The sequence below is a fragment of the Chitinophaga parva genome (genome assembly GCF_003071345.1).
GTDB classification, from domain to species: Bacteria; Bacteroidota; Bacteroidia; order Chitinophagales; family Chitinophagaceae; genus Chitinophaga; species Chitinophaga parva.
Genome location: NZ_QCYK01000002.1, coordinates 1,221,756 through 1,243,297 on the forward strand (window position 1 = coordinate 1,221,756; position 21,542 = coordinate 1,243,297).

At 53.7% G+C, this 21,542-nt stretch carries 15 protein-coding genes; 3 read left to right on the top strand and 12 right to left on the bottom strand.

The window, feature by feature from the left end; translation table 11 throughout:
• The 4 genes from DCC81_RS15350 to DCC81_RS15365 all read right to left on the bottom strand — a co-directional run bounded on the left by DCC81_RS15350 (nucleotide 1) and on the right by DCC81_RS15365 (nucleotide 4,555).
• On the bottom strand, nucleotides 1-1,494 hold the full coding sequence (locus DCC81_RS15350; protein ID WP_240613000.1) for a glycosyltransferase family 2 protein: 1,494 nt from the start codon (nucleotides 1,492-1,494) through the stop codon (nucleotides 1-3).
• A gap of 27 nt (nucleotides 1,495-1,521) precedes the next feature.
• The gene (locus DCC81_RS15355; protein WP_240613001.1) at nucleotides 1,522-2,961 is read right to left on the bottom strand and encodes a glycosyltransferase family 2 protein; all 1,440 of its coding nucleotides are present in this window, start codon (nucleotides 2,959-2,961) and stop codon (nucleotides 1,522-1,524) included.
• On the bottom strand, nucleotides 2,961-4,115 hold the full coding sequence (locus tag DCC81_RS15360) for a HEAT repeat domain-containing protein (protein WP_133177675.1): 1,155 nt from the start codon (nucleotides 4,113-4,115) through the stop codon (nucleotides 2,961-2,963). Before DCC81_RS15360 ends, DCC81_RS15355 begins: the two co-directional genes overlap by 1 nt.
• Nucleotides 4,116-4,186: 71 nt before the next feature.
• Nucleotides 4,187-4,555: a response regulator transcription factor gene (locus DCC81_RS15365; protein ID WP_108687486.1), complete on the bottom strand. Its 369-nt coding sequence runs from the start codon at nucleotides 4,553-4,555 to the stop codon at nucleotides 4,187-4,189.
• A 315-nt stretch (nucleotides 4,556-4,870) separates the two neighbouring features.
• On the opposite strand from DCC81_RS15365, the gene DCC81_RS15370 reads away from it, so the two are divergent.
• Nucleotides 4,871-7,168: a glycoside hydrolase family 3 N-terminal domain-containing protein gene (locus DCC81_RS15370; protein ID WP_108687487.1), complete on the top strand. Its 2,298-nt coding sequence runs from the start codon at nucleotides 4,871-4,873 to the stop codon at nucleotides 7,166-7,168.
• Between the two features lie 138 nt (nucleotides 7,169-7,306).
• On the opposite strand, the gene DCC81_RS15375 is transcribed toward DCC81_RS15370, so the two are convergent.
• The 7 genes from DCC81_RS15375 to DCC81_RS15405 are packed head-to-tail and all read right to left on the bottom strand — an operon-like array spanning nucleotide 7,307 to nucleotide 15,372.
• Nucleotides 7,307-8,896, bottom strand: a complete 1,590-nt coding sequence (locus tag DCC81_RS15375) for a beta-N-acetylhexosaminidase (protein WP_133177676.1) — start codon at nucleotides 8,894-8,896, stop codon at nucleotides 7,307-7,309.
• 5 nt (nucleotides 8,897-8,901) lie between these two features.
• Nucleotides 8,902-9,582, bottom strand: a complete 681-nt coding sequence (locus DCC81_RS15380; RefSeq protein WP_108687489.1) for a carbohydrate-binding family 9-like protein — start codon at nucleotides 9,580-9,582, stop codon at nucleotides 8,902-8,904.
• The gene (locus DCC81_RS15385; RefSeq protein ID WP_108687490.1) at nucleotides 9,534-11,012 is read right to left on the bottom strand and encodes a beta-N-acetylhexosaminidase; all 1,479 of its coding nucleotides are present in this window, start codon (nucleotides 11,010-11,012) and stop codon (nucleotides 9,534-9,536) included. The genes DCC81_RS15380 and DCC81_RS15385 overlap by 49 nt, the downstream gene beginning before the upstream one ends.
• Entirely contained in the window at nucleotides 11,009-11,740 is a 732-nt protein-coding gene (locus DCC81_RS15390; protein ID WP_108687491.1) for a glucosamine-6-phosphate deaminase, read from the bottom strand. The genes DCC81_RS15385 and DCC81_RS15390 overlap by 4 nt, the downstream gene beginning before the upstream one ends.
• Before the next feature lie 6 nt (nucleotides 11,741-11,746).
• On the bottom strand, nucleotides 11,747-12,925 hold the full coding sequence (nagA, locus tag DCC81_RS15395) for an N-acetylglucosamine-6-phosphate deacetylase (RefSeq protein ID WP_108688266.1): 1,179 nt from the start codon (nucleotides 12,923-12,925) through the stop codon (nucleotides 11,747-11,749).
• A 5-nt stretch (nucleotides 12,926-12,930) separates the two neighbouring features.
• Nucleotides 12,931-14,205, bottom strand: a complete 1,275-nt coding sequence (locus tag DCC81_RS15400; protein ID WP_108687492.1) for a sugar MFS transporter — start codon at nucleotides 14,203-14,205, stop codon at nucleotides 12,931-12,933.
• A gap of 15 nt (nucleotides 14,206-14,220) precedes the next feature.
• Nucleotides 14,221-15,372 carry a glycoside hydrolase family 18 protein gene (locus DCC81_RS15405; protein ID WP_108687493.1) on the bottom strand — a complete coding sequence of 384 codons (1,152 nt, stop codon included), beginning with the start codon at nucleotides 15,370-15,372 and terminating at the stop codon, nucleotides 14,221-14,223.
• 409 nt (nucleotides 15,373-15,781) lie between these two features.
• On the opposite strand from DCC81_RS15405, the gene DCC81_RS15410 reads away from it, so the two are divergent.
• Nucleotides 15,782-18,694 carry a SusC/RagA family TonB-linked outer membrane protein gene (locus DCC81_RS15410; protein ID WP_165806604.1) on the top strand — a complete coding sequence of 971 codons (2,913 nt, stop codon included), beginning with the start codon at nucleotides 15,782-15,784 and terminating at the stop codon, nucleotides 18,692-18,694.
• Between the two features lies 1 nt (nucleotide 18,695).
• Entirely contained in the window at nucleotides 18,696-20,327 is a 1,632-nt protein-coding gene (locus tag DCC81_RS15415) for a RagB/SusD family nutrient uptake outer membrane protein (RefSeq protein WP_108687495.1), read from the top strand.
• A gap of 42 nt (nucleotides 20,328-20,369) precedes the next feature.
• Here DCC81_RS15415 and DCC81_RS15420 read toward each other — a convergent pair whose 3' ends face one another.
• The gene (locus DCC81_RS15420; protein WP_108687496.1) at nucleotides 20,370-21,431 is read right to left on the bottom strand and encodes a LacI family DNA-binding transcriptional regulator; all 1,062 of its coding nucleotides are present in this window, start codon (nucleotides 21,429-21,431) and stop codon (nucleotides 20,370-20,372) included.
• Nucleotides 21,432-21,542: the final 111 nt, after the last annotated feature.

The window sequence follows — 21,542 nt, forward strand, 5'->3', positions numbered from 1 at the left end:
TTAGGCCGTGGCCACTTTCTTCTTTTGTCCAAAGCCCTGGCGCTGCATATTGCCCCAGCTGCTTTTCTTACCGGTGAGGAAAAAATAATAACCTCTCAGCGCAAAGAACACGATGAGGGGATGATAGATAAAAGGCTCCAGGAAGGCCATGAGGGCCAGCCCCAGCACTTCACTCCAGGTCTTGTAGTATCGGTGTGTAAGCTGGTCCCAGCAGATGGCCAGGGTAGTGATCATGACGGAATAGAGATATACGCCCAGCAATAATATGAGCGCATAACTCCAGTTGATCTCCCCGCGTACGGCATGGTAGATGTAATAGAGGATACCGGCAAACTCGATCACCGGTGCCAGGAATTCAAAGAATAAATTATAAGGCATTACCACCCATCCCAGTTTGCCATAGCGCGGATTGAAGATCACCTTGCGGTGAATGCTCATCAGCTGTATAAGCCCGCGGCCCCAGCGGGTGCGCTGGCGGCTGAAGATCTTCATGTTAGGTGGGCCTTCCGTCCAGCACTGGGAGGTGGGAATGTAGCGGATGGCATACTTCATATCATTGTCCATCATATAGGTGCACATGCGGGTAATGATGTCCATATCTTCCGCAAAGGATTTATGATCATAGCCACCGGCTTTGATGGCAATTTCTTTGTCAAACAGGCCCAGGCCGCCGGATACATTAGGCACACAATTGATCATGCTCCAGCCCATTTTACCCAGCACATAAGCGCGGATGTACTCCATTTCCTGGAAGCGGGGCAGTAACTGGCGGGGCGGGCGCACGCGGGTAATGGTGCCCTCATCTACCTCGCAACTGTTCACCAGGCGCAGGGTGGCGCCGGTGGCTATCACGCGCACGTTGTCTTCTATCACATGTACATAGCCGCACTCCGGGCAAGGTTCGCCCACCTGGCGGGCTTTCTTGTGCTCCTCGTCCATAAAGGGTTTGATCATGTACATCAGCGTGTTCTTTTCAATGATGCAGTCCACGTCTGTGCAAAGGAAATAATCAAAGGCGGCGGCATTAATGCCCGCATTGGAAGCATCGGCCTTGCTTTTGCCATTCACCTTATCCACCACCAGCAGTTTATCATAACCACTGTTGGTAGACTTAAAGATGCGGCGCACGGGTTGTGTTTTAATGCGCTCGTTATAGGCAAAGTCTACCTGCACCAGCTGAAATTCATCAATGAGTTTTTGCAACGTATCGTCCGTGCTGCCATCGTTTACAATGATCACTTCAAAACGGGGGTAGTTGAGTGTGAGCAGGGAACGCACGTTGGAGATGATGGTGAGGCCTTCATTGAAGGCGGGCGCTATCACGGAAATGCCTGGTGAGATGGAGGAATAGAGCACCTTGGCATAGTCCGTATAGGCATTGCGCCGGTGATGGCGGCGTATGCCCCGGAAGGAGAGGATGGCCAGCATGGCATAGGCCAGCAGCATGCCGCAGCCGTATACGAATACGATATTTTCAAAAATATTCCCTATCAAGGTAGTCCTTATTTTATGGTCAGTGATCTAGGCCGCGGCCGTATTTTTCTTAAAGCCTTTGCGCTGCATATTGCCCCAGGTGCTTTTCTTGCCTGTGAGGAAATAATAATAGCCGCGAAGGGAGAACAATACGATGAGCGGGTGGTAGATCAGGAATTCGAGGAAAGGCGTGGTGCAAAGCAATGCTACTTCCCGCCAGGTCTTATACGTGCGGAAGGTGAGCTGGTCCCAGAGAATGGCCAGGGTAGTGATCATTACCGAGTACGCATATACGAAAATGAGCAGCATAATGGCCGTGGGCCAGTTTATAAGCCCCAGGCAGGCGGATACGATGTAAAATACAATGCCGGAGAACTCGATGATGGGCGCCAGCAGTTCAAAGAAGAAATTGTAAGGAAATATCACGAGGCCCATGTGGCCATAGCGCGGGTTGAGGAACATGGAAAAATGTGCATACATCAGCTGCGCCAACCCCCTGGCCCAGCGCGTACGCTGGCGCATGAAGATCTTCACGGAGCTGGGGCCTTCCGTCCAGCAAAGGGTTTTTGGAATATAGCGAATGGCATAGTCTATCTTGTTATCATAACAATACCGCACCATGCGGGTCATCAGTTCCATATCTTCCCCAAACGACTGGTGATCGTAGCCCCCGCAGCGGATGGCCACTTCCTTATCAAATAAACCCAGGCCGCCGGATACGTTGGGTACGCAATTCAGCAGGCTCCATCCCATTTTACCCAGCACAAAGGCACGGATGTATTCCACTTCCTGGAAGCGGGGCAGCAGCTCTTTGGGCGGGCGCATACGCACGATCACACCCTCGTCAAAGTCGCACGAGTTAGCCAGACGCAGGGTGGCCCCCACGGCAATCACGCGTTTCTTTGGCTCGTTCATTACGGGGCGGATGAGTTTCAACAGCGTGTTGGGATGGAGGATGCAATCTACATCCGTGCACACGAAGTAGTCAAAAGCAGCCGCGTTGATGCCGGCATTCACCGCATCGGCCTTGCTTTTGCCATTGAACTTGTCTATTACCATGAGGCGGGCATAGGCCGGGTTGGTGGACTTATACAGTTTCTTCACCGGCTTGGTCTGGATCTTGGCCTGGTAGGCAAAATCCACCGGCACCAGTTGGAATTCTGTGATAAGTTGTTCCAGGGTATCGTCTGTGCTGCCATCGTTGATAATGATGATCTCGAAGCGGGGATATTTCAGCGTGAGCAGGGAGCGTACATTGGCAATGATGGTGAGGCCTTCATTGAAAGCCGGCGCCAGCACGGTAAGCCCCGGTGCCAGCGGGGAACGCAGCAGCGTATCGTTCTGGTGGTAAGAAGAGCGGTGCGCATACTGCCTCACGGCAATAATGGAACAGATAGCCAGCAGGGCATAAATGACCAGCAGCACCGTGCCGTAAACGAATACGGCCGATTCAAAAAAATGCCCTATGGATTCCCAGACAGACTGCATCAAAATTTAATTAGCGGGTTCATTACATGTTTGAGGATGACCAGGTTGTCACGATTGGCGGTTTGCAACAACTCATCCACCAGCGGGCCTGTGATGGCCATGTTCTTCACGATGGACTTGGCTGCATGTTTACGCAGCTCAAAATCCGTGGCGTAGAGAAATTCTTTTTTGAGGAATTCCATATACTCGGCGCTGCGCATACGGCCCAGGGCTTTCAGTATTTCCACCTGGCAGTTCAGCGGCTGGCTGCTGAATATATATACCAGCTGGTCTGCCGCGGGCTCATACCGCATTTTGCCCAAGCAGTTGATGGCAGCGGCTCTCAGGAAGTGGTCCTTGGTATCCAGCAGTTTTATCACGGCCGGCATGGCTTCCACTTGTTTGTAGTGTACGATCAGTTTCAGGCAGAAATCCACCACGCTTTTATTATTGGAATACGTAACCCACCGCGCAAAGTTGGGAATGCCAATGCTCTGGGTAGTGGTGATGATCTTGAACAGTTCCACCTGGTCCCACATGAGCAGGGGCTCTGTGGTAATATCAAAGAATTTGAAGGGCTCGTTCTTACTGAGTTTGATGTAAGCATGCCGGGCGGCGGCGCGCAGCTCTCGGTTGCGGTGGTTAGTGAGGGGCAGGATGTTCACGTCTGCAATGTGAATATCCATTTCCGTGAATTCATTGAGCGCCTGTACTTTCATTTCCCAGTGCCGGGATTTCATCTTGTTAAAGGATTCCCGCTCCAGGTCCAGCTGGATGTACAGGCTGCGCAGCAGGTCGCCCAGCACCCCGCGCACGTTCTTGCGGTAGTCAATAATGCGGTCAATGAGGGCCTGCCGGGCCCAGTGTTTTTCAAACAGGGGGATCTGGAACGGCTCCAGCGGCAGTTCCATCATATCTGCTGCTTCCTGGCCCTGTATGTCCGGGTTAGCAAGGATATGCTGCACAATAAGCTCGTCTATGAGCGGGCGAACCTTTGCCTGGAGGCGGTCCTGGCGGTTGCCACGGAAACGGTTATAAAGAATGGTAATGTAAGCGGTCACGGTGAAGCTCACTGCCACGAATATGAAGACGCCGGCAATGTGGATCACCACCGGTGCATAACGGACATTGTTGAACCACTCCGCGAGAGTGTCCCAAGGTAGAAGTAGTAACATGGATATGGATAATAAGGTTCTGCTAACGTGGGGGCAACAGGGATGACAGGAACGAACGTGTGCGGCCGCTGTTATTGCGACTGGCCCAGCAGGCGCCTCACCAGGGCAAGCAGCTCACTGCCGATGATCGGCTTGCTCAGGTAGCCATCCGCACCAATACTCATACCCTCCTGCACGGAATCCTCATCTCCCACGCTGGAAACAATGACCACGGGTATCGGGGCTTTCATCTGCTTTACACGGCTTACAATTTCATAACCGTTGGCATAAGGCATCAGGATGTCAGTGATCACCAGGTCATAGGGCGTTCCACTATCCAGTTGGGCAAAAGCGTCCTTGCCATCTTTTACAATGGTTACGTGGTGCCCTTCGCGGCGGAGAATACTTTCTGCAACTTTCTGCATGAGGAGGTCGTCTTCGACTACTAAAATATTGGCCATAATTTAAAAGATGAGTTTTGCGGAGCCATGCCCCCATGACACAGGGCAGGTAATGGATAGCTGTGTAAACCGATTTTAAAAAATGTAATTATTGTAATGAATATAAAACTTTTTATTAAATCCTAAATCGTTGAATGTGTAATGCAAGTTATTACCATACTTACGGATATGTCAGGCCCTCTGGATGTTATGACCGGAAATTAACCATGCTCCGCAAATCGCGCGCCGTAGCGGTTAAGACCACCCCACAAAGTCCGGCACATACCGGGCCGAAACGTTATCTTTAGCTCCTCTAAATACCACATTTTCCGCTTTATGAAAAAACACTATCTGCTCTTGCTGGGGACCGGACTGGCCCTGGCTGCCCATTCACAAACCTTGACGCCCCCTGCCAGGCCCACTCCCCCAGTGGCAGCGGCCACCAATGCCGACAAGGCCAAAGTGGAGGCGCTCCTGAAAAAAATGACCCTGGAAGAAAAGATCGGCCAGATGACCCAGCTTACCCTGGGCGTGGTGGCAGACGGGAAACCCGGCGTGGAAGAAGCCACCCTGGACCCTGCAGCCCTGCAAAAAGCTGTGCAGACCTACGGGGTAGGATCCCTGCTCAACGTGGTGAACCACGCCGTGACCGTGGACCGCTGGGGCCAGGTGATCACCCAGATCCAGGACGCCGCCGCCAAGACCCGCCTCAAGATCCCGGTGATCTTTGGGCTGGACGGCATTCATGGTCAAACCTACACGCTGGACGCCACCCTCTTTCCCCAGAACATTGGCATGGCCGCCACCCGCGACAGCGCCCTGGCCCACGCCATTACCAAGGTGGCCGCGGCGGAACTGCGCGCTTCCGGCGTGCGCTGGAACTTTGCGCCAGTGCTGGATTGTGGCCGGCAGCCGCTCTGGAGCCGCTTCCCGGAAACCTACGGGGAAGACGTATTTATCGGTAAGACCATGGGCAGCACCGTGATCCATGCGTATGAAGAGGACGGCCTGCGCAATCCTACCGCGGTGGCCAGCTGCATGAAGCACTTCATTGGTTACGCTGCGGCCCGCACGGGGAAAGACCGTACGCCCATTTACCTGCCGGAAATAGAACTGCGGGAATACTACCTGCCCCAGTTCCGCGCTGCGGTAAAGGCCGGCGCCTCCACCGTGATGATCAACTCCGGTGAGATCAATGGTACGCCCGTACACGCCAGCAAATACCTGCTTACCCAGGTGCTGCGCAAGGAACTGGGCTTTGAAGGTGTGGTGGTGACCGATTGGGAAGACATCATCCGCCTGCATACCCGTCATAATGTGGCGCCTACGCCCCGCGCAGCGGTGGCCATGGCCATCAACGCGGGGATTGATATGAGCATGGTGCCCATGGACTATTCTTTCCCGGACCTGCTGAAGGAAGCCGTGCAAAAAGGAGAGGTGCCCATGAGCCGCATTGACGATGCCGTGCGCCGTATCCTCACCCTGAAATACAAACTGGGCCTGTTTGAAAATGCTTACCCCGAGGCTGCAGCCCGGGCTAACTTTGGCAAGCCGGAATACCAGGACCTGGCCCTGCAGGCCGCCCACGAAGCCATGACCCTGCTGAAGAACCAGGACAATGTGCTGCCCCTGAAAAAAGACACCAAGGTACTGGTAGCCGGCCCCGGCGCCCAGAGCATCAGCGCCCTGAATGGCTGCTGGAGCTATACCTGGCAGGGAAAGGAAGAACAATGGTACCCGGCCAACAGTAAGACCATCCTGCAGGCCATTACCGATAAAGTAGGTGCCGGCAACGTGATCACCACTACCGTAAAAGGATACGACAGCGATGCCAACTACGATACCACCGCGTTGAAAAATGCCGCGGCCAATGCAGCCGTGATCGTACTGTGCCTGGGTGAAAACGCCTATGCTGAAAGCCCTGGCAATATCCAGGACCTGGTGCTGGCACCCAACCAGGTGGCCCTGGCCAATGCGGCCGCCGCCACTGGTAAGCCCGTCGTGCTGGTGCTTTCTGAAGGCCGTCCCCGTTTCATCACCAGCTTTGAGCCTAAGATGAAAGGCATCCTGCAGGCCTACTGGAGTGGCCGCAAAAGCGCAGAAGCTATTGCAGACGTGCTCTTTGGCGACTACAACCCTGATGGCATCCTGCCCTACAGCTACCCCCGCAGCATGGGAGAAATGGTGCTGTATGACCGCAAGCCCACGGAAGAGATCCGCGAGATATTCAACTCCGATATGACGATGGATGGCTACAAGCCGCTGTTCCCCTTCGGTTTTGGCCTCAGCTATACTACATTCTCCTACAGCCCCGTTACGCTGAGCAGCACCACGCTCAAGGGCAATGATAAACTGCGTATAAGCGTAACCGTTACCAACAACGGTTCCCGCGATGGCAAGCACACGGTAGAGCTTTACAGCCGCGACCTGTATGCCAGCATTACGCCCAATATGCAGCGCCTGCGCGGCTTCCAGAAGATAGACCTGAAAGCCGGCGAAAGCAGGACCGTGACCTTCATCCTGGATAAGAACGACCTGGCATTTGTAAACGCAGACCTGAAAACGGTCACTGAGCCGGGCGATTTTGAAGTGATGATCGGCGGGGAGAAAGCGAAGTTCAGCTATAGTCTCTGAAACAGCCGTCCGTAAGGGAGATGAAATTTTTCTCCTTAATGATGGAAATTTTTCCAATAAAAACAAGGGCCGCTCCAGCGAATGGAGCGGCCTTTTTCAATCTTGTATATGAAAAGGTAGGCTAAAAACAGTGCGTGTTTAATCGTTGACCTGCGGCTTCACCGGCACATCTACCGGTTCTGCATGTTTATGCGGGTCAAAGGGATCGTAGTAGTAAATGCCGGCCTGGTCATACAGGGGCAGGTGCTGCTGCAGGCGCAGGTTAAAGGCATCCAGGTTTTTACGGAAAGCTTCTGTCCACGCGGCCTCTGAAAAAGCTGCCAGGCGGGGGAAGACCAGGAATTGCAGGCGTTTGCCGGTGATCACCGTTTCCGTCCACAGGTTAGCCTGCATACCAAAAGGATGGCGGGGCACCAGGTTTGCAAAAGCCGGGTCAGCGGGGAAATTATACACATCGCTGTAGCGGTTGTATAACTTTTCCTTACCCCAGGTGCGGCCGGATACGTGGGTGCTGTCCTGTATGAAATCAAAATAGAAAGGCAGGCGGGGACAATACACCACGTTGTAGCGTTCCTGCGCGTCCATGAGGGACTGCGTTATATTTTGCCTCCACCACATAATACCTGCGTCTGTGGAAGGGAGGTTGCCGCTGGCGGCTTCGTCCCAGGCAAATACGCTGCCACCCTGTGCTATAACGGTATCAGCTATACGTTTTAAAAAATAGGCTTCTACTTCCTTCAGCTCGTGAAAGCCCTGTTGCTGCATCATTTGCTGCACGGCGGCATTGTTTTCCCATGCTTTGATGCCCAGGGCCACTTCATCGCCACCAATGTGGATGGTGTGGAAGGGGAATAGTTGCAGGAGCTCGCGGGTCACATTGCCCAGGAACTGATAGGTGTATTCAGCCGCAGGATTGAACGTAAAGCCGTCGTAACCGCCGGGCGCGTTGCCGCCGGAAAGCTCGGGATAAGCCCTGGTAGCTGCACTGGCGTGGCCGGGCATGTCTATTTCGGGGATGATCTCAATATTGCGCGTTTTGGCGTAGGCAACTATTTCCCGGATGTCATCCTGGGTGTAGAACCTTGCGGCAGCCGTGCTGTCTGTAAAGTTGCCGGTGCCGCCTATGCTGGTGAGTTTTGGATATTGCTGTATGGCAATGCGCCAGCCCTGTGCATCGGAAAGATGCCAGTGAAAGCGGTTCAGTTTATAGAAAGCCATCCAGTCCAGCAATTGCTTTACAGCAGCTTTGCCAAAGAAGTGCCGCGCTTCATCCAGCATAAAACCCCGCCAGCGGGTGGAGGGCACATCATCCAGATCCAGGCAGGGTAGGGTGATGCTGCCATTGGCGGCGGTATTGGTTTTACAGAGTTGCAGCAGGGTGACCAGGCCATTGAAGAGGCCATCCTTATCATTGCCGGTGATCTTGATGCCCGTGCGGTCAATGTGCAGTTTGTAGCCCGCGGCGTCCTGTGGATTGCCGGTAAGGCTCAGTTCCACCGGGTAGGCCGCGCTGCCACCCAGCATGTCATTAATGTAGACCAACTGGGGCGCCAGGTCGTTGGCCGGCGTGGTAAACAGCACGTGGGCGGGCAATGCGAGGCTACCGCTTGTTACTGTTATTTTCCGGGGCGCGGGAATAATAGCCGGTGCCTTTTGCAGCGCTTCCTGGGCAAAGGTGGTGGCGGCTGTTAATAATGCCAATGCCGTTAACAGGTGTTTTTTCATCATGAGGATCAAGGTTCGTAAGGTGGTTCAAATACAATACTACCAAAGGCTTCCGGCTGGTGAAAGTCCGGCGTGGCGCTTTGAATAGGCATCCAGCTTTTGAAATGAGGTTCCGGCAGTTCATCCCCGCATTTGGCAAAATTGGCGGTGCATTGCAGGCCTGGCAATTGCAGTTGCGGGTGATGCACAAAGGCATCCAGCGGGATGACGGCGCAGATCTCCCATCGTGGGTAGCGGTGCTCCGCAAGGTTGTGCAGCGAAATACTGAGCTGGTCACTGATGCCCCGTAGCACGGTTTCCGGTAAAAAGCTGCGCTGGTGGCGGTTAGGGCCGTAAGCGGCCTTAATGCTGCCCATGCAGTTGAACTCGAAATTATAATACCCGCCTGTATTATCCAATGCAATAAAAAATTCCACGCAGTTATCATGGTGCACTTCCGCATTGGGCGGGCGTTTGCTTGCCCGCAGGAAAGGCTCGCACACCACAAAATACAGGTGTATGCCCGTAGCGTCATAAGCGATGGAAAAGGCGGCGCTGGCGCGGGCATCGCGGAATGCCGGCCATGGTTCCTGTGAAATAGGTTGCAACGTGAGGGCCGGCTGCGGGCCCCCTTCCGGCAGGAAGGGAATTTTCAATACACTCACCTGGTCCGGGTAAGCCGTGCGTATAGCTGATGGGTCTTGTAACATCTGATCTCGTTTTCGTTCTCTATTGCTGACGGGTAAAGCACACGGTCATTCAGCCTGGTAAATGTTTCGCGGAGCGCAGGCTCCGTATCCATAAGCGCTTTCAGTTGCGCGGCATATTTTGCAAGGTCCGGGTGGTCATCTTTATTCAGTGCTGCTTCAATGGCGTTGTAGCGCAGGTAGTACACGCGCACGTCTGCCATGAGGCGATAATGCTCAAATTCATCCGCATGTTTGGTGGGCTGCATGGCGTGCAGGATGCGGGCGCTCCATTCCGCACTGTCCAGCCCCTGGGTGCCGGGTTTGGCGCAAAAGAGAGCACGGCGGAAGCCCGCTGCGGTGGCGGCATCCAGGCCATATTGCTCCTGGCAGTAGCGGGTAATGAAGCTATCCGTGTTAAGCGCCTGTACCTGGTGGACAGACTGCAGGAAGGCAGCGATCAGCATATTGAACCCACTGATAGGATACACGTTGCGCACGGGGTACAGGTCTGTAAGATCGCCGGTGGCGTTGAATACGGCATCGTATTCACCGGAGGTGGACCAGGAAGTCATCACAATGCCTTTGTAGCCCAGCTGGCGGGTGGTGGGCACAAAGTCGTGGATGTTATTAAAGTGGCGCTGCCAGCCGGTGTAGAAATAGTTATCGGGATCGCTGCGCAGGGCAGGAGATCCCCAGATCTGGTAGCCGCTTTGGAGCAATTTGCGATGGTCGCCAAAACGGTCCAGTGCCCAGCCATAGTTCCAGTCTACCAGCACGGCTTGTTTGGGCAGTTGTTGTAAGTACTCCGGGTATTTCAGGGCAATGTCTGCCCAGAGCACGGGGATCTTGCCCAGGCTGATCACGATGTCGCAAAGCATTTTCACGTGATCGAAATAGAGTTTGGATACCCCTCTGTTCTTAGCCCTTTGCTGGCATAGCGGGCAGTGGCCCAGCAGGTGGGTCTCATCGCAGCCAATGTGGATGTAAGGCGAGTGGTGGGTGGCTGCCATTTCTTTGAACAGCTTTGTGAACAGGGCCTTGTTAGCCGCCAGCTGGCTGGGGCATACCTGTGAATAATCGCGGCTGTCTTCCCGGAGCGCGGCGTAGCGCGGGTAGCGGAGGATGTACTCTACATGCCCAAAGCTTTGCTGCAGGGGAATAACATCCATGTGCAGGCTATCGCAATAGTGTATAAAATCCGTTACCTCGCTGCGCGTGTAGGCGTAGCGGTTAGGGATCACGGGTTCCGTTTCAAAAGGGTAGGCGCCTTCCCATTCCATCACCAGGGTATTGATGCCCTGCTGGCTGAGTTGAAGTGCCAGTTGTTTAAGGGCCGGCATTTTCATCACTTGTATGCGCAGGTCTATGTGGAAGCCGCGTACCGCGGGGGCCTGGGCCCGGGTGGTACAGCAGGCAATCAACAGCAGGAGGGCGGGCAGCAGTCGTTTCATATGGGTTGATAGCTTTGTTCGTCAACAAAAAGAACAGCGTTTGCATGCGTGCGGAGAATGGTGGAAGGATAAGTTTCAGACACGGGCTCCGTCAGCGTATGGTACACCGCCTGGCGTTTCGTGGGGCCGGGTACCATGCAGAAGATGGCACCTGCCTGCATAAGGGCGGGGATGGTAAGCGTAATGGCGTGGGTGGGTACCTGTTCTATGCTGGCAAAGCAGCCATCATTGACCTGCTGCTGGCGGCACGCGTGGTCCAGTGTTACTTTCTTTACCAATGCCGTATCCAGGAAATCCGCGGGGGGGTCGTTGAATGCAATGTGGGTATTTTCCCCGATGCCCATGCACACCACATCCGGCTTGTGCAGTTCCAGCAATTGCGTATAGGCGTCTATGTTATCGCCCAGGTAATGCACAGAAGCAAAGGGCACCTGCTCAAAAATGCGGGTGCGGAGGAAATTGCCGAAGCCCTGGGGTGCATCGGCCGGCAGGCCAATGTATTCATCCATGTGAAAGGCATTGATCTTATGCCATTGGATCTCCGGATCGGCCACCAGCGCGGCCAGGAACTCATTTTGGGAAGGCGCCGCGGCAAAGATCACGTTCACTTCACTTTTCGCCGCGGTGAGCACCTGCAGGTATTGCGCTACCAGGGCGGCTGCGTGCCGGCCCAGTGCCTGCCGGGTGGGCGATACGTGTACGGTAAGGTTATCTTTCTTGAACATCATGCATGGTTACTGTTGAAAAATGGTTTGGCCGGAAAGGAGGGTGCGTTGTATGCGGATATGGTCATCAAAAAGCACCAGGTCTGCCTGCCGCCCGGGCAGGAGGGAGCCCATTTGCCGGTCTACCCCCATAATGCGTGCAGGCGTGGCCGTTATCATGCGCACAGCATCCACCAGCGGTATGCCGGCCATGTGGATCATATTGCGCACCAGCAGGTCTGCTGTGGCTACGCTGCCCGCAAAGGCAGTACGGTCGGGCATCTTGGCCACCCCATCTTCAATGATCACGGGTTGCCCGTTCTTTAATCCACCCAATATGCTGGGCCCTTCCGGCATGCCTGCTCCCCGCATGGCATCGGTAATGAGGGCTATGTTTTCCGTGCCCTTTATTTTGTGGATGAGTTGCAGCAGGGAGGCGGGCAGGTGTTTGCCGTCGGCTATTACTTCCACCGTCATGCCATCCAGCAGGTAAGCCGCTTCTACTGCACCTCCATAGCGAAATGCATGGCGCCGCGTTACGGTGGACATGCAGGAATAAAAATGCGTGGCATGTGTGTAGCCCTGTGCAAATGCGGTGAGCACTTCCGTGTCCAGCGCGTTGGTATGGGCTATGGCTGCCAGCACGTTCTTGCTTTGCAGGTATTGCCCGAATGCTAACGCACCTTCCAGTTCGGGGGCTGCGCTCCAGCGTTTAATGTAATCATAACGTTCCAGGATGGATCGGTATTCCGCGGGGTCGGGGTTGCGGATGTAGCGCGGGTCTTGTGCGCCCCGCTGCTCCATGGAAAAATAGGGGCCTTCTATGTGCATGCCGATGAAGCGGGCGCCCCGGGTATTCTGTGCATGCGCGCTGGCGTAGGTGTCCAGGGTGGTCAGCAGGTCGTCCTGCTCACAACTCAGGGTGGTAGGCGTAAGCGCAGTGGTGCCGTAGCGTGCGTGCAGCTGTGCAATGCCAAGGAACGCCTCCACGGTATTGTCCATAAAATCGTGCCCGCCGCCCCCATGCACATGGATGTCTATGAAACCGGGGGAGAGGTACAAGCCCCCGGCATCCAGGGTTTCAGCCGCTTTTACACCGGTATCATGCGGGGCTATGTCCATGATCTTTCCACCGTTTACCAGTACGGTGCCGCCTTCAACAATGCCGGCGGGCAGGATCACTTTTGCGTTTATGATCTTCAGTTGCATAATGTTCAGGCCCATCTTTTTATACGATGGCCGTAGAAGGCGTAGTATGTTAGAAATAGATAACAGGGCATTAGCACCCAGTAAGCTTTTTGTGGACTGCCTGCATCGGCCAGGTGGCCATAGAGCAGGGGTAATATGGCATTGCCGCTAAGGCCCATGATGAGCAGGGAGGCACCTTGCTTTACCCGTGTGCCCAGTCCATCCAGCGCCAGGGGCCAAATACCGGCCCAGATCATGGAATTGGCAAAGCCCAGCAGCACCAGCATCCACACGGAAATGTCGGTGGTATGGCCCAGCAGGTGCACGGTGCCGCTTAAATTTACGACCATCCCGCTAAGGATGATGCCCAGGAGGGTACATATTTTCAAAGCAGTTTGCTGGGAAATGGCCCATGGAATAAGGCTGATGCCCAGCAGGTAGCCGCAAATGGTGGTGAAGAGCGTGTAAGAGGGAAATACTTTAGCCTCGGGAATGGAGAGGCCGCTGGTGTGGGCGTAATTTACGATCGTATCTACCGCAATGAGCTGGGAGCCTACATGCACAAAGATTGCCACAGCGCCCAGCACCAGCGAGGGGTGTTGCAATATGCCCCGGGAATGCTTGCTGCTGGCGTGTTCTGGAGGCTCCGGTAAATTGGAAAAGCGGATGAGCAATCCCAGTATGCACAGCACGCTACCCACCAGTACATAAGGCAGGATGAGCCTTTTTACCAGCATGTTCAGCACTTCATTTTTTTGTGCCAGCCCCATCTCATGGATGGAGGCAAACAATGCAGTATCGCCGGGCTTGATGATGGCCGCGGCGAGCAATAGGGGCGCAATGATGCCGGCCGTTTTGTTGCAGATGCCCATGATGCTGATGCGCTGTGCCGCTCGTTCTTTAGCGCCTAGCAGCGTTACATAAGGGTTTACGGCGGTCTGTAAAATGGCCAGCCCTATGCCAATGATGAAAAGGCCGGTGAGGAATACACCGTAAGCGCGCAGGTAAGCGGCCGGTACAAATACAAAGGCACCGGCAGACATGAGCAGGAAACCCACTGTCATGCCGCGTTTGAAGCCAATGCGCTGCAGCAGGGACGCCGCCGGCAGGGCAATGACGAGATAAGAAATATAAAAGGCAAACGTAACCAGGTATGATTCAAAATTAGTAAGCTGGCAGGCTACCTTGAAATAGGGGATCAGCATGGCATTGACCCAGGTGGCAAAACCCAGTACAAAAAATACCATGCAGACCAGGAGCAACGGGCCTTTTACCTTGGCAGTGGCAACTTCCATACGCATGTGAAATGTGATACACTACTGCCCCAGTTGTGCATGCAGCACCGGTAGCAGGTAGGTCTTCGGATCATTGAAATATTCCCAGAAAAAAGCACCGCCCAGGTGATGTTGCTGTACGTACACGGCTTTTTCCCTGGTAGAGGCTTCGTCATCGTAGGTGATGAAGTAGCGGGTACTGTCGTTAAAAAGATAAGGAGCATGTGCGGCGCTATCCCAATACCGCGTATAGCCGTGCTGGTTAATTACGCTGTCTTTCAGTTGGGTGAAGCCGCCTGCGGGGATCTTTTCACCCGTGGAAAGAGTGTCAACTTTTTCTCCCAGGCCGTGATGTGCGGTGGTAGCGGCTTTCATGCCATGGGCATAGAAGGCTACGCCTATCAGCAGTTTCCCGGGTGGCACGCCCTGGGCTATATAATCGCGGATGCCTTTATCCGCGGAGCGGGGGCTTAAGGTACCGTAGCCATATAAATTGGTATGATGGCCTACAGTATGTTGGGGCCCGGAGAAATCATAGGTCATCAGGTTGATGTAATCCATGTAGCGGGCCACTGCCGCAAGATCTACATGATCCGTGTAAGCTTTGGATACGTTAAAGGCGCCGCTGAGCAGGTAGTGCTTGTGCGTAATGCGGCCCAGGGAGTCCAGCTGGCGGCGGAACTCCGCCCACATCCGCGTAAAATTAGGTTTGTCTTCCACCGGGCGGAATGTATTGTTATTATTCCCGGCCTGCCCGGGGTATTCCCAGTCTACATCCACACCATCCAGGTCAAAGTGTTGCACCAGGCCCACCGCGGAGGCTACAAACTTATGCCGGGAAGTGGGCGTCAGCACTGCGTCTGAAAGGAAGCGGCTGCGGGTACCGCCGCCGATGGAGATGAGGATCTTCAGGCTGGGATTGAGCTGCTTCAGGCCATTCAGCTGGTGGAAGTTGGTGGTGTCGTTTTGTGGATGGTCCAGGTAGCAGAGGCTGTCTTTGCAATTCACAAAGGCATAATTAATATGTGTGAGCTTTTTAGCGTCAATGGCCTGCACGTTCAGGAGGTGGCCAAATGCGCCTACGTAAGCAATTACTTTGTAGGGAGGCTGTGCCCTGGCAGAAACAGGCGTAGTAAGGCCTGCGCCACCCAGGCATAGCAGCAGGAGCAGGGCCTGTGTATGGTGTATAAACATAAGAAGAAGATGTTTTTATGATGTCATAACGTGTACGTACACGAATTTAAACACTTTTTTGGTTTCCAGGTAAGATTTTTTTTCCGGAGTCGCAAAAGCAGGTTGTGGGTTCCCTGGAAGCCGTGTGTGCGCGGGGCCTTACTGGAAAAGGGATTGCACCAGGTGTATACTTTTTTTTGACTGTTCTTATCTTCATTTTCCATTTTTTTTAAAAGGATGTTTTGAAAATTGAAAGCATTCTCTATATTTGTTTTACGTGTACGTTAACGTAAAAGTTAAGGAATCGCGAACCAACCAAAGTCATCGCTCCATTTTTCCAAACATCAAATCCACTATTATGCGAAAACAACGACCTCCGATTGTCAGCTTATTGCGCTGCGCGCTCCTGTATGGTGTATGTTCCTTCTTTATGGTTTTTCTATCCGCACCGGCCGCCCTGGCCCAATCCCGCCTGGTGAGCGGTAAGGTACTGGATGTAAGTAATGACCAGCCGGTAATAGGCGCCACCGTGCGGGTAAAAGGCAGCACCCGCGGCACTGTAACGGATGTAAACGGTGCCTTTAAGATAAATATGGACGCCGGCGGCACCCTGCAGGTGAGCGCCGTGAATTTTGTACCGGTGGAACTAGCCACCGGCAGTACATCTCCCTTGCTGGTAAAACTCAAAGTGATCAATAAGGCCCTCAATGAAGTAGTGGTGGTGGGCTATGGCACCGCCAAGCGCTCCGACGTAACCGGCTCCGTATCGTCTGTGCCCAAAGAACGCCTGGCCCAGATCCCCGTGGCCAATGTGCTCAGTGCCATGGAAGGCGCTGTGGCGGGGGTAAACGTCACCACCGGTACCAATGTGCCCGGTGCATCGCCCGGGGTGCTCATCCGCGGTGTGAATACCATTAACGGCCGCACAGATCCCCTGATCGTGATGGATGGAGTGCCTTATGAAAATATTTCCCTGAACGATGTGAATGCAAATGACATTGCCTCCATCGACATCCTCAAAGATGTGTCGGCGGTGGCTATCTACGGTACCCGCGGGGCCAACGGGGTGATCCTCATCACCACCAAACACGGTAAAACCGGCAAAGCTTCTATTTCCCTGAGCACCTATGCCGGTATTGAAGGATTTGCGCACAAAGTGGATCCGATGAATGGAGCGGAATATGCGCAGAAGTATGCGGACTGGAAACAGCAGGCCGGCGTGACCAACGATTTTGCTGTGCCCAACCAGTACGAACAGGAAAATTATGCCGCGGGCAAAAGTACAGACTGGCTTAGTAAAATATCGCAGCAGGGTTTTATTCAGGACCACAACCTGAGCATCGGTGGTGGTAGTGCGGATGTAAAATATTATGTATCCGGTGAGTATTTCAGTGAGAAAGGTATTCTCAAAGGTTACCAGAACAAGCGTGCCAGCATCCGCACCAATCTGGATGCAAACATCACTTCCTGGCTTTCTGCCGGCGTGAACCTGCTGTACGTGAATAATAACTCCGACGGTGGCCGGGTGAACCTGCAGCAAGCCATGGAAGTGAGCCCCTGGGGCCGTTACCAGAATGCAGACGGCTCCTACACCATTTTCCCGATGGAACAGGAAGAGGCATTTAAAAGTCCCATGTTGGGCCTCACCACTACGCGCAACGACCGGCGCCAGAATATCATCACCAATGTATACGCCGAAGTGCGCCCCATCACGGGTCTCAAATACCGTATCAATGCAGGCTACACTGATGTACCCACCCTCTTCCAAAGCTATGCCGGCCGGCCCTCCGGTGACATTGCTGGTGGAACGGCCAACATCTCCAACGGCGAAACCAAAAAATGGATCGTGGAAAACATCGTGGGCTATGAAAAGACCTGGCAGAAACACCGCCTTGAGCTTACTGGTTTGTACAGCGCCCAGAAGAATACCATGTTCAGCGCTTCCGTCACTGCAAAAGGGTTTATCAACGATGCCCTCAAGTTTAATGATGTGCAGGGTGCTACTACCTTCTCCGCTTCTTCATCGGCCATCACATCTACCATCGTATCGCAGATGCTGCGCGTGAACTATGGGTATGACAGCCGCTATCTCCTTACTGCCACCGCCAGACGTGATGGGTATTCTGCCTTTGGTGCCAATACCAATAAGTACGGCCTGTTCCCTTCCCTGGCGGCTGCCTGGAATATCTCCAATGAGCCATTCATGAAAGACGTGAAAGCGGTGAACAACCTGAAGCTGCGCGCCTCCTACGGCCTGTCCGGCAACCAGAGCGCGGTGTCTCCCAACTCCACCATCACTACATTCACCACCACCACTATGCCTTCCGGTGGTAAGCCGGTAACCGGTGTGCTGGCCGATGTATTAGGCAATGGAGACCTGAAATGGGAAAGCACGTACGGTGCTAACGTGGGCATTGATTTCTCTCTTTTTAATGAGCGCATAGGCGGTAGCATAGAGGGCTATGATACACGCACCAGGGACCTGGTGCTGTACCGCACGTTGCCCGCTGCTACCGGTTACCTGAACGTAGTGTCCAACATTGGTAAGGTGGCCAATAAAGGCCTGGAGATCACCCTGCGCACGCAGAACATCATTACCAAAGATTTCCGCTGGGAAACCAGTTTCAGTTTTGCGACCAACCAGAATAAGATCGTAGACCTGTATGGCGATAAGAAAGATGATATCGGCAACCGTTTCTTCATTGGTCACCCGGTGAACGTAGTGTATGATTACAGGATGACGGGCGTTTGGCAAACGGGGGAGGACCCTTCTAAACAGGACCCCACAGCCACTCCCGGCGACCTGAAGTTTGAAGACAAAGACCACAGTGGCAGCATCGACGCCAATGACCGCATGATCCTGGGCCAGACTATTCCCAAATGGACCGGTGGCCTTACCTCTACCTGGCACTATAAAAATTTCCACCTGAACGTGTTCATCCAAACGGCCCAGGGCATTATGCAAAACAATGACCTGATCAACTTCCGCGATTTTGGCGGCCGTATGAACCTGCCCACCGGCATTGGTTACTGGACGGAAGCCAACAAAAGCGCTACCCGTCCCAAACTCACGTACGTGAATTACCTCAACTACGGTTACGTGTCAAACGCCAGCTATACCCGCATTAAAGATGCCACGCTGAGTTATACCATGCCTTCCGCTATAGCAAATAAGATCGGCATTGCGGCACTGACGCTGTATGTAACCGGCCGCAACCTGGTCACCTTTACCAAATGGAAAGGCTGGGACCCTGAAGCCGGCTATGGCACTTCCGGCGATACGGAAGGCAACTACCCACTGGTACGTTCATTTATTTTAGGCGCTAACATCACACTTCGTTAATATGAAAAAGTACACCTGTATTTTCACGGTCATAGCAGCGGCGTTGTTCTTGCTGCCGGCGTGTAAAAAAGATTTTTTAAAGGAAAGTGTGTATTCCAAATTCACCCCGGAAGCACTCAACGATTCGCTGGCGTTTGAAGCCAGCATCATTGGCCTGCAGAGCCAGTACAATCTCTGGAACACCATGGAAGAAGATCCCAATGGCAACCAGGGTTTCCTTTGCGTGTGGCAGATGGGCACAGACGTGGCATACAACAAGGCCCCGGACGACCTGGATCCAATGTCCATCCCTTACACCAATTATGAAAAACTAACCTCCCAGGATGGCTCCGCGGCCTTTGTGTGGAAGTGGGCTTACAACCTGGTGAACAATGCCAACCTGGTGATGGCAAATATTGATAATCCTGCCATTCAGGTGAGTGATGGTTTCCGCAGCCGTGTAAAAGGGCAGGCCATGTTCTACCGCGCATTAGGATATAATTACCTGGCCACTTTGTTTGGCGATGTGCCCTTGCTCACGGAACCCCTTACGGCGCCGAAGACAGACTTTACGCGCACACCCATTGCGAAAGTGAATGATCTTATTATTGCAGACCTCACGTATGCGCAGGACCACCTGCCAGGCATTGAAAATTTGAAAACGCCATCTACCCCGCATCGCGCCATGGCCTCCCAGCTGCTGGCAGAAGTATTCCTGCGCGTGGGGCGCCCTGCAGATGCAGAAAAGGCGGCGGATGCGGTGATCAACAGCGGTGATTTTTCGCTCACCACCACGCGCTACGGCATTCATGCCAGCCAGCCCGGAGACCCTTTTTCCGACATGTTCTTCTACGGTAATCAACGCAGGAGCCAGGGTAACCATGAAGCGATCTGGGTACAGGAAACGGAGAACAGTGCGCTGGTACCCAATGGATCTGGGCCGGATCTTAACGACAAGTTTCCCGGTTACCGCTTCCTGGGCCTGCAGCATCGCCGGGTATGGGGCAGCCGTTATTACAACACGCCGGGCATGTTGCTTTGCGATACACTGGGTGGCCGCGGTATCAGTCGCATGGCGCTCACTTATTTTGTACTGAAGCTGTATGATGATAATGATATGCGCAACTCACAATACAGCCTGCGCCGCAATTATTACTACAACGATCCGTCAAATGCTAATTACGGTAAGCTGGTAACGGGCCCCGGCATTGATACAAACCGCAACATTGTGCCCAAGACCAATAAGTGGGATGAGTTTGATCCTGCCAATACATTTGGTGGCGTAGCGATCAAAGACATCATCATCATGCGCCTGGGCGAAACCTACCTGCTGAAAGCCGAAGCGCAGGTACAACAAGGCAATGCAGCCGGTGCCGCCGCTACTGTCAACGTGCTGCGTACCAGGGCGCATGCACCACAGGTAGCGGCCGCGCAGATGAATATGGACTTTATCCTGGATGAGCGGGTGCGGGAACTGGTAGGGGAAGAGAACCGCCGGATGACACTGATGCGTACCGGGACACTGGTGAAAAGGGTACAGGGACGTGGCCTGAAGATCACTGGCATTTCAGACCATAACCTGTTATTACCCATCCCGCAATCAGAAATAGACCTGAATAAGGATGCAGTGCTGCAACAGAATAACGGTTACTGAGAATAAATACCTTTACCATAAAAGCCGGCGGAATGCCGGCTTTTATGCTTTATAGAAGATGAAGTTTTCGCGGGTAATGATGTCGATGGGCATGTACACCGTTGGTTCAACGGTGCCGGTGTTAAAGAGATGGCGGTAAAGCGTCATTACTGCAAGGTAGCCCTGCTCCTTGGGCCGCTGGCAGATGAGGAAATGTACCGTGTTGTTGGAAAGGCAGCGGATGTTCTCTTTGAGGAAATCGTATCCTACCAGCAGCACATCCAGGTTGTGCTTGTTGATGATCTGCGCTACCTGACTTACGCGGGAGTTGGTCACAAATACGGCGCGGATGTGGTGCTGCTTCGGGAAATGGCGCAGCAGCGTGCTTTCCAGCGCATCGGCCGCTGTGTTCTTAATATCGAGGGTGGTGATCTTATTGAAAATGGCGTGTTCTTCAAAGTAGCGGCGGAAGCCCAGTTCCTTCCTGCGCAGGTGGTGGTCGTTTTCCAGTGCGGTAGACATATTCACTACCAGCATTTCATCCTGCGGGCCCAGCATAAAACTGATCAGTTGCGCTGCCAGCTTGCCGCTTTGAAACAGGTCCGGCCCAATGTAGCTGAGCGGCTCCTGGTGCGGGATATCAGCGTTGATGAACACCATGGGAATGCCGGATGCTTTTACCTTGGAGATGAACTCCAGTGATTCATCCACGAAACTGGGAGCCAGGATAAGCCCGTCTGGCTTGGTTTGCAGCAGTTTCTCCGCTTCCTTGCGGAAGCTGGCCTTTACATTCAGGTCGTAAAAATGCAGATCCAGCTGGATGCCGAATTGTTTTACTTCCGCGTGGGCTACGTTGATGCCGTCCAGCGGGTAGGTCCAGTAATCCGTTTGCGGGGAGGCTTTGGGGATCAGCACCGCCAGGGTGACCACCTTTTTCTTGGCCAGGAGGCTGGCCATGGTATTGGGGGTGTAGCCCAGCTCTTCGATGATGGCATTGATCTTTTTCCTGGTTTGCTCAGACACCCCTTTTCGGTTGTGGATCACGCGGTCTACCGTGCCGATAGACACGTTTGCCCGCCTGGCTATTTCTTTTACACCTGTCAATTCCGGCGCTTTTTTTCTCATGCTATTGGTATTAAAAATATCCAGGAGAGCGTTTTGGGTGGGCGCCGGCCTGGGGAAACACACTACTGATCTGGCAAAAATGAAAAAAAAACGGGAATTGCTTCCCGTTTT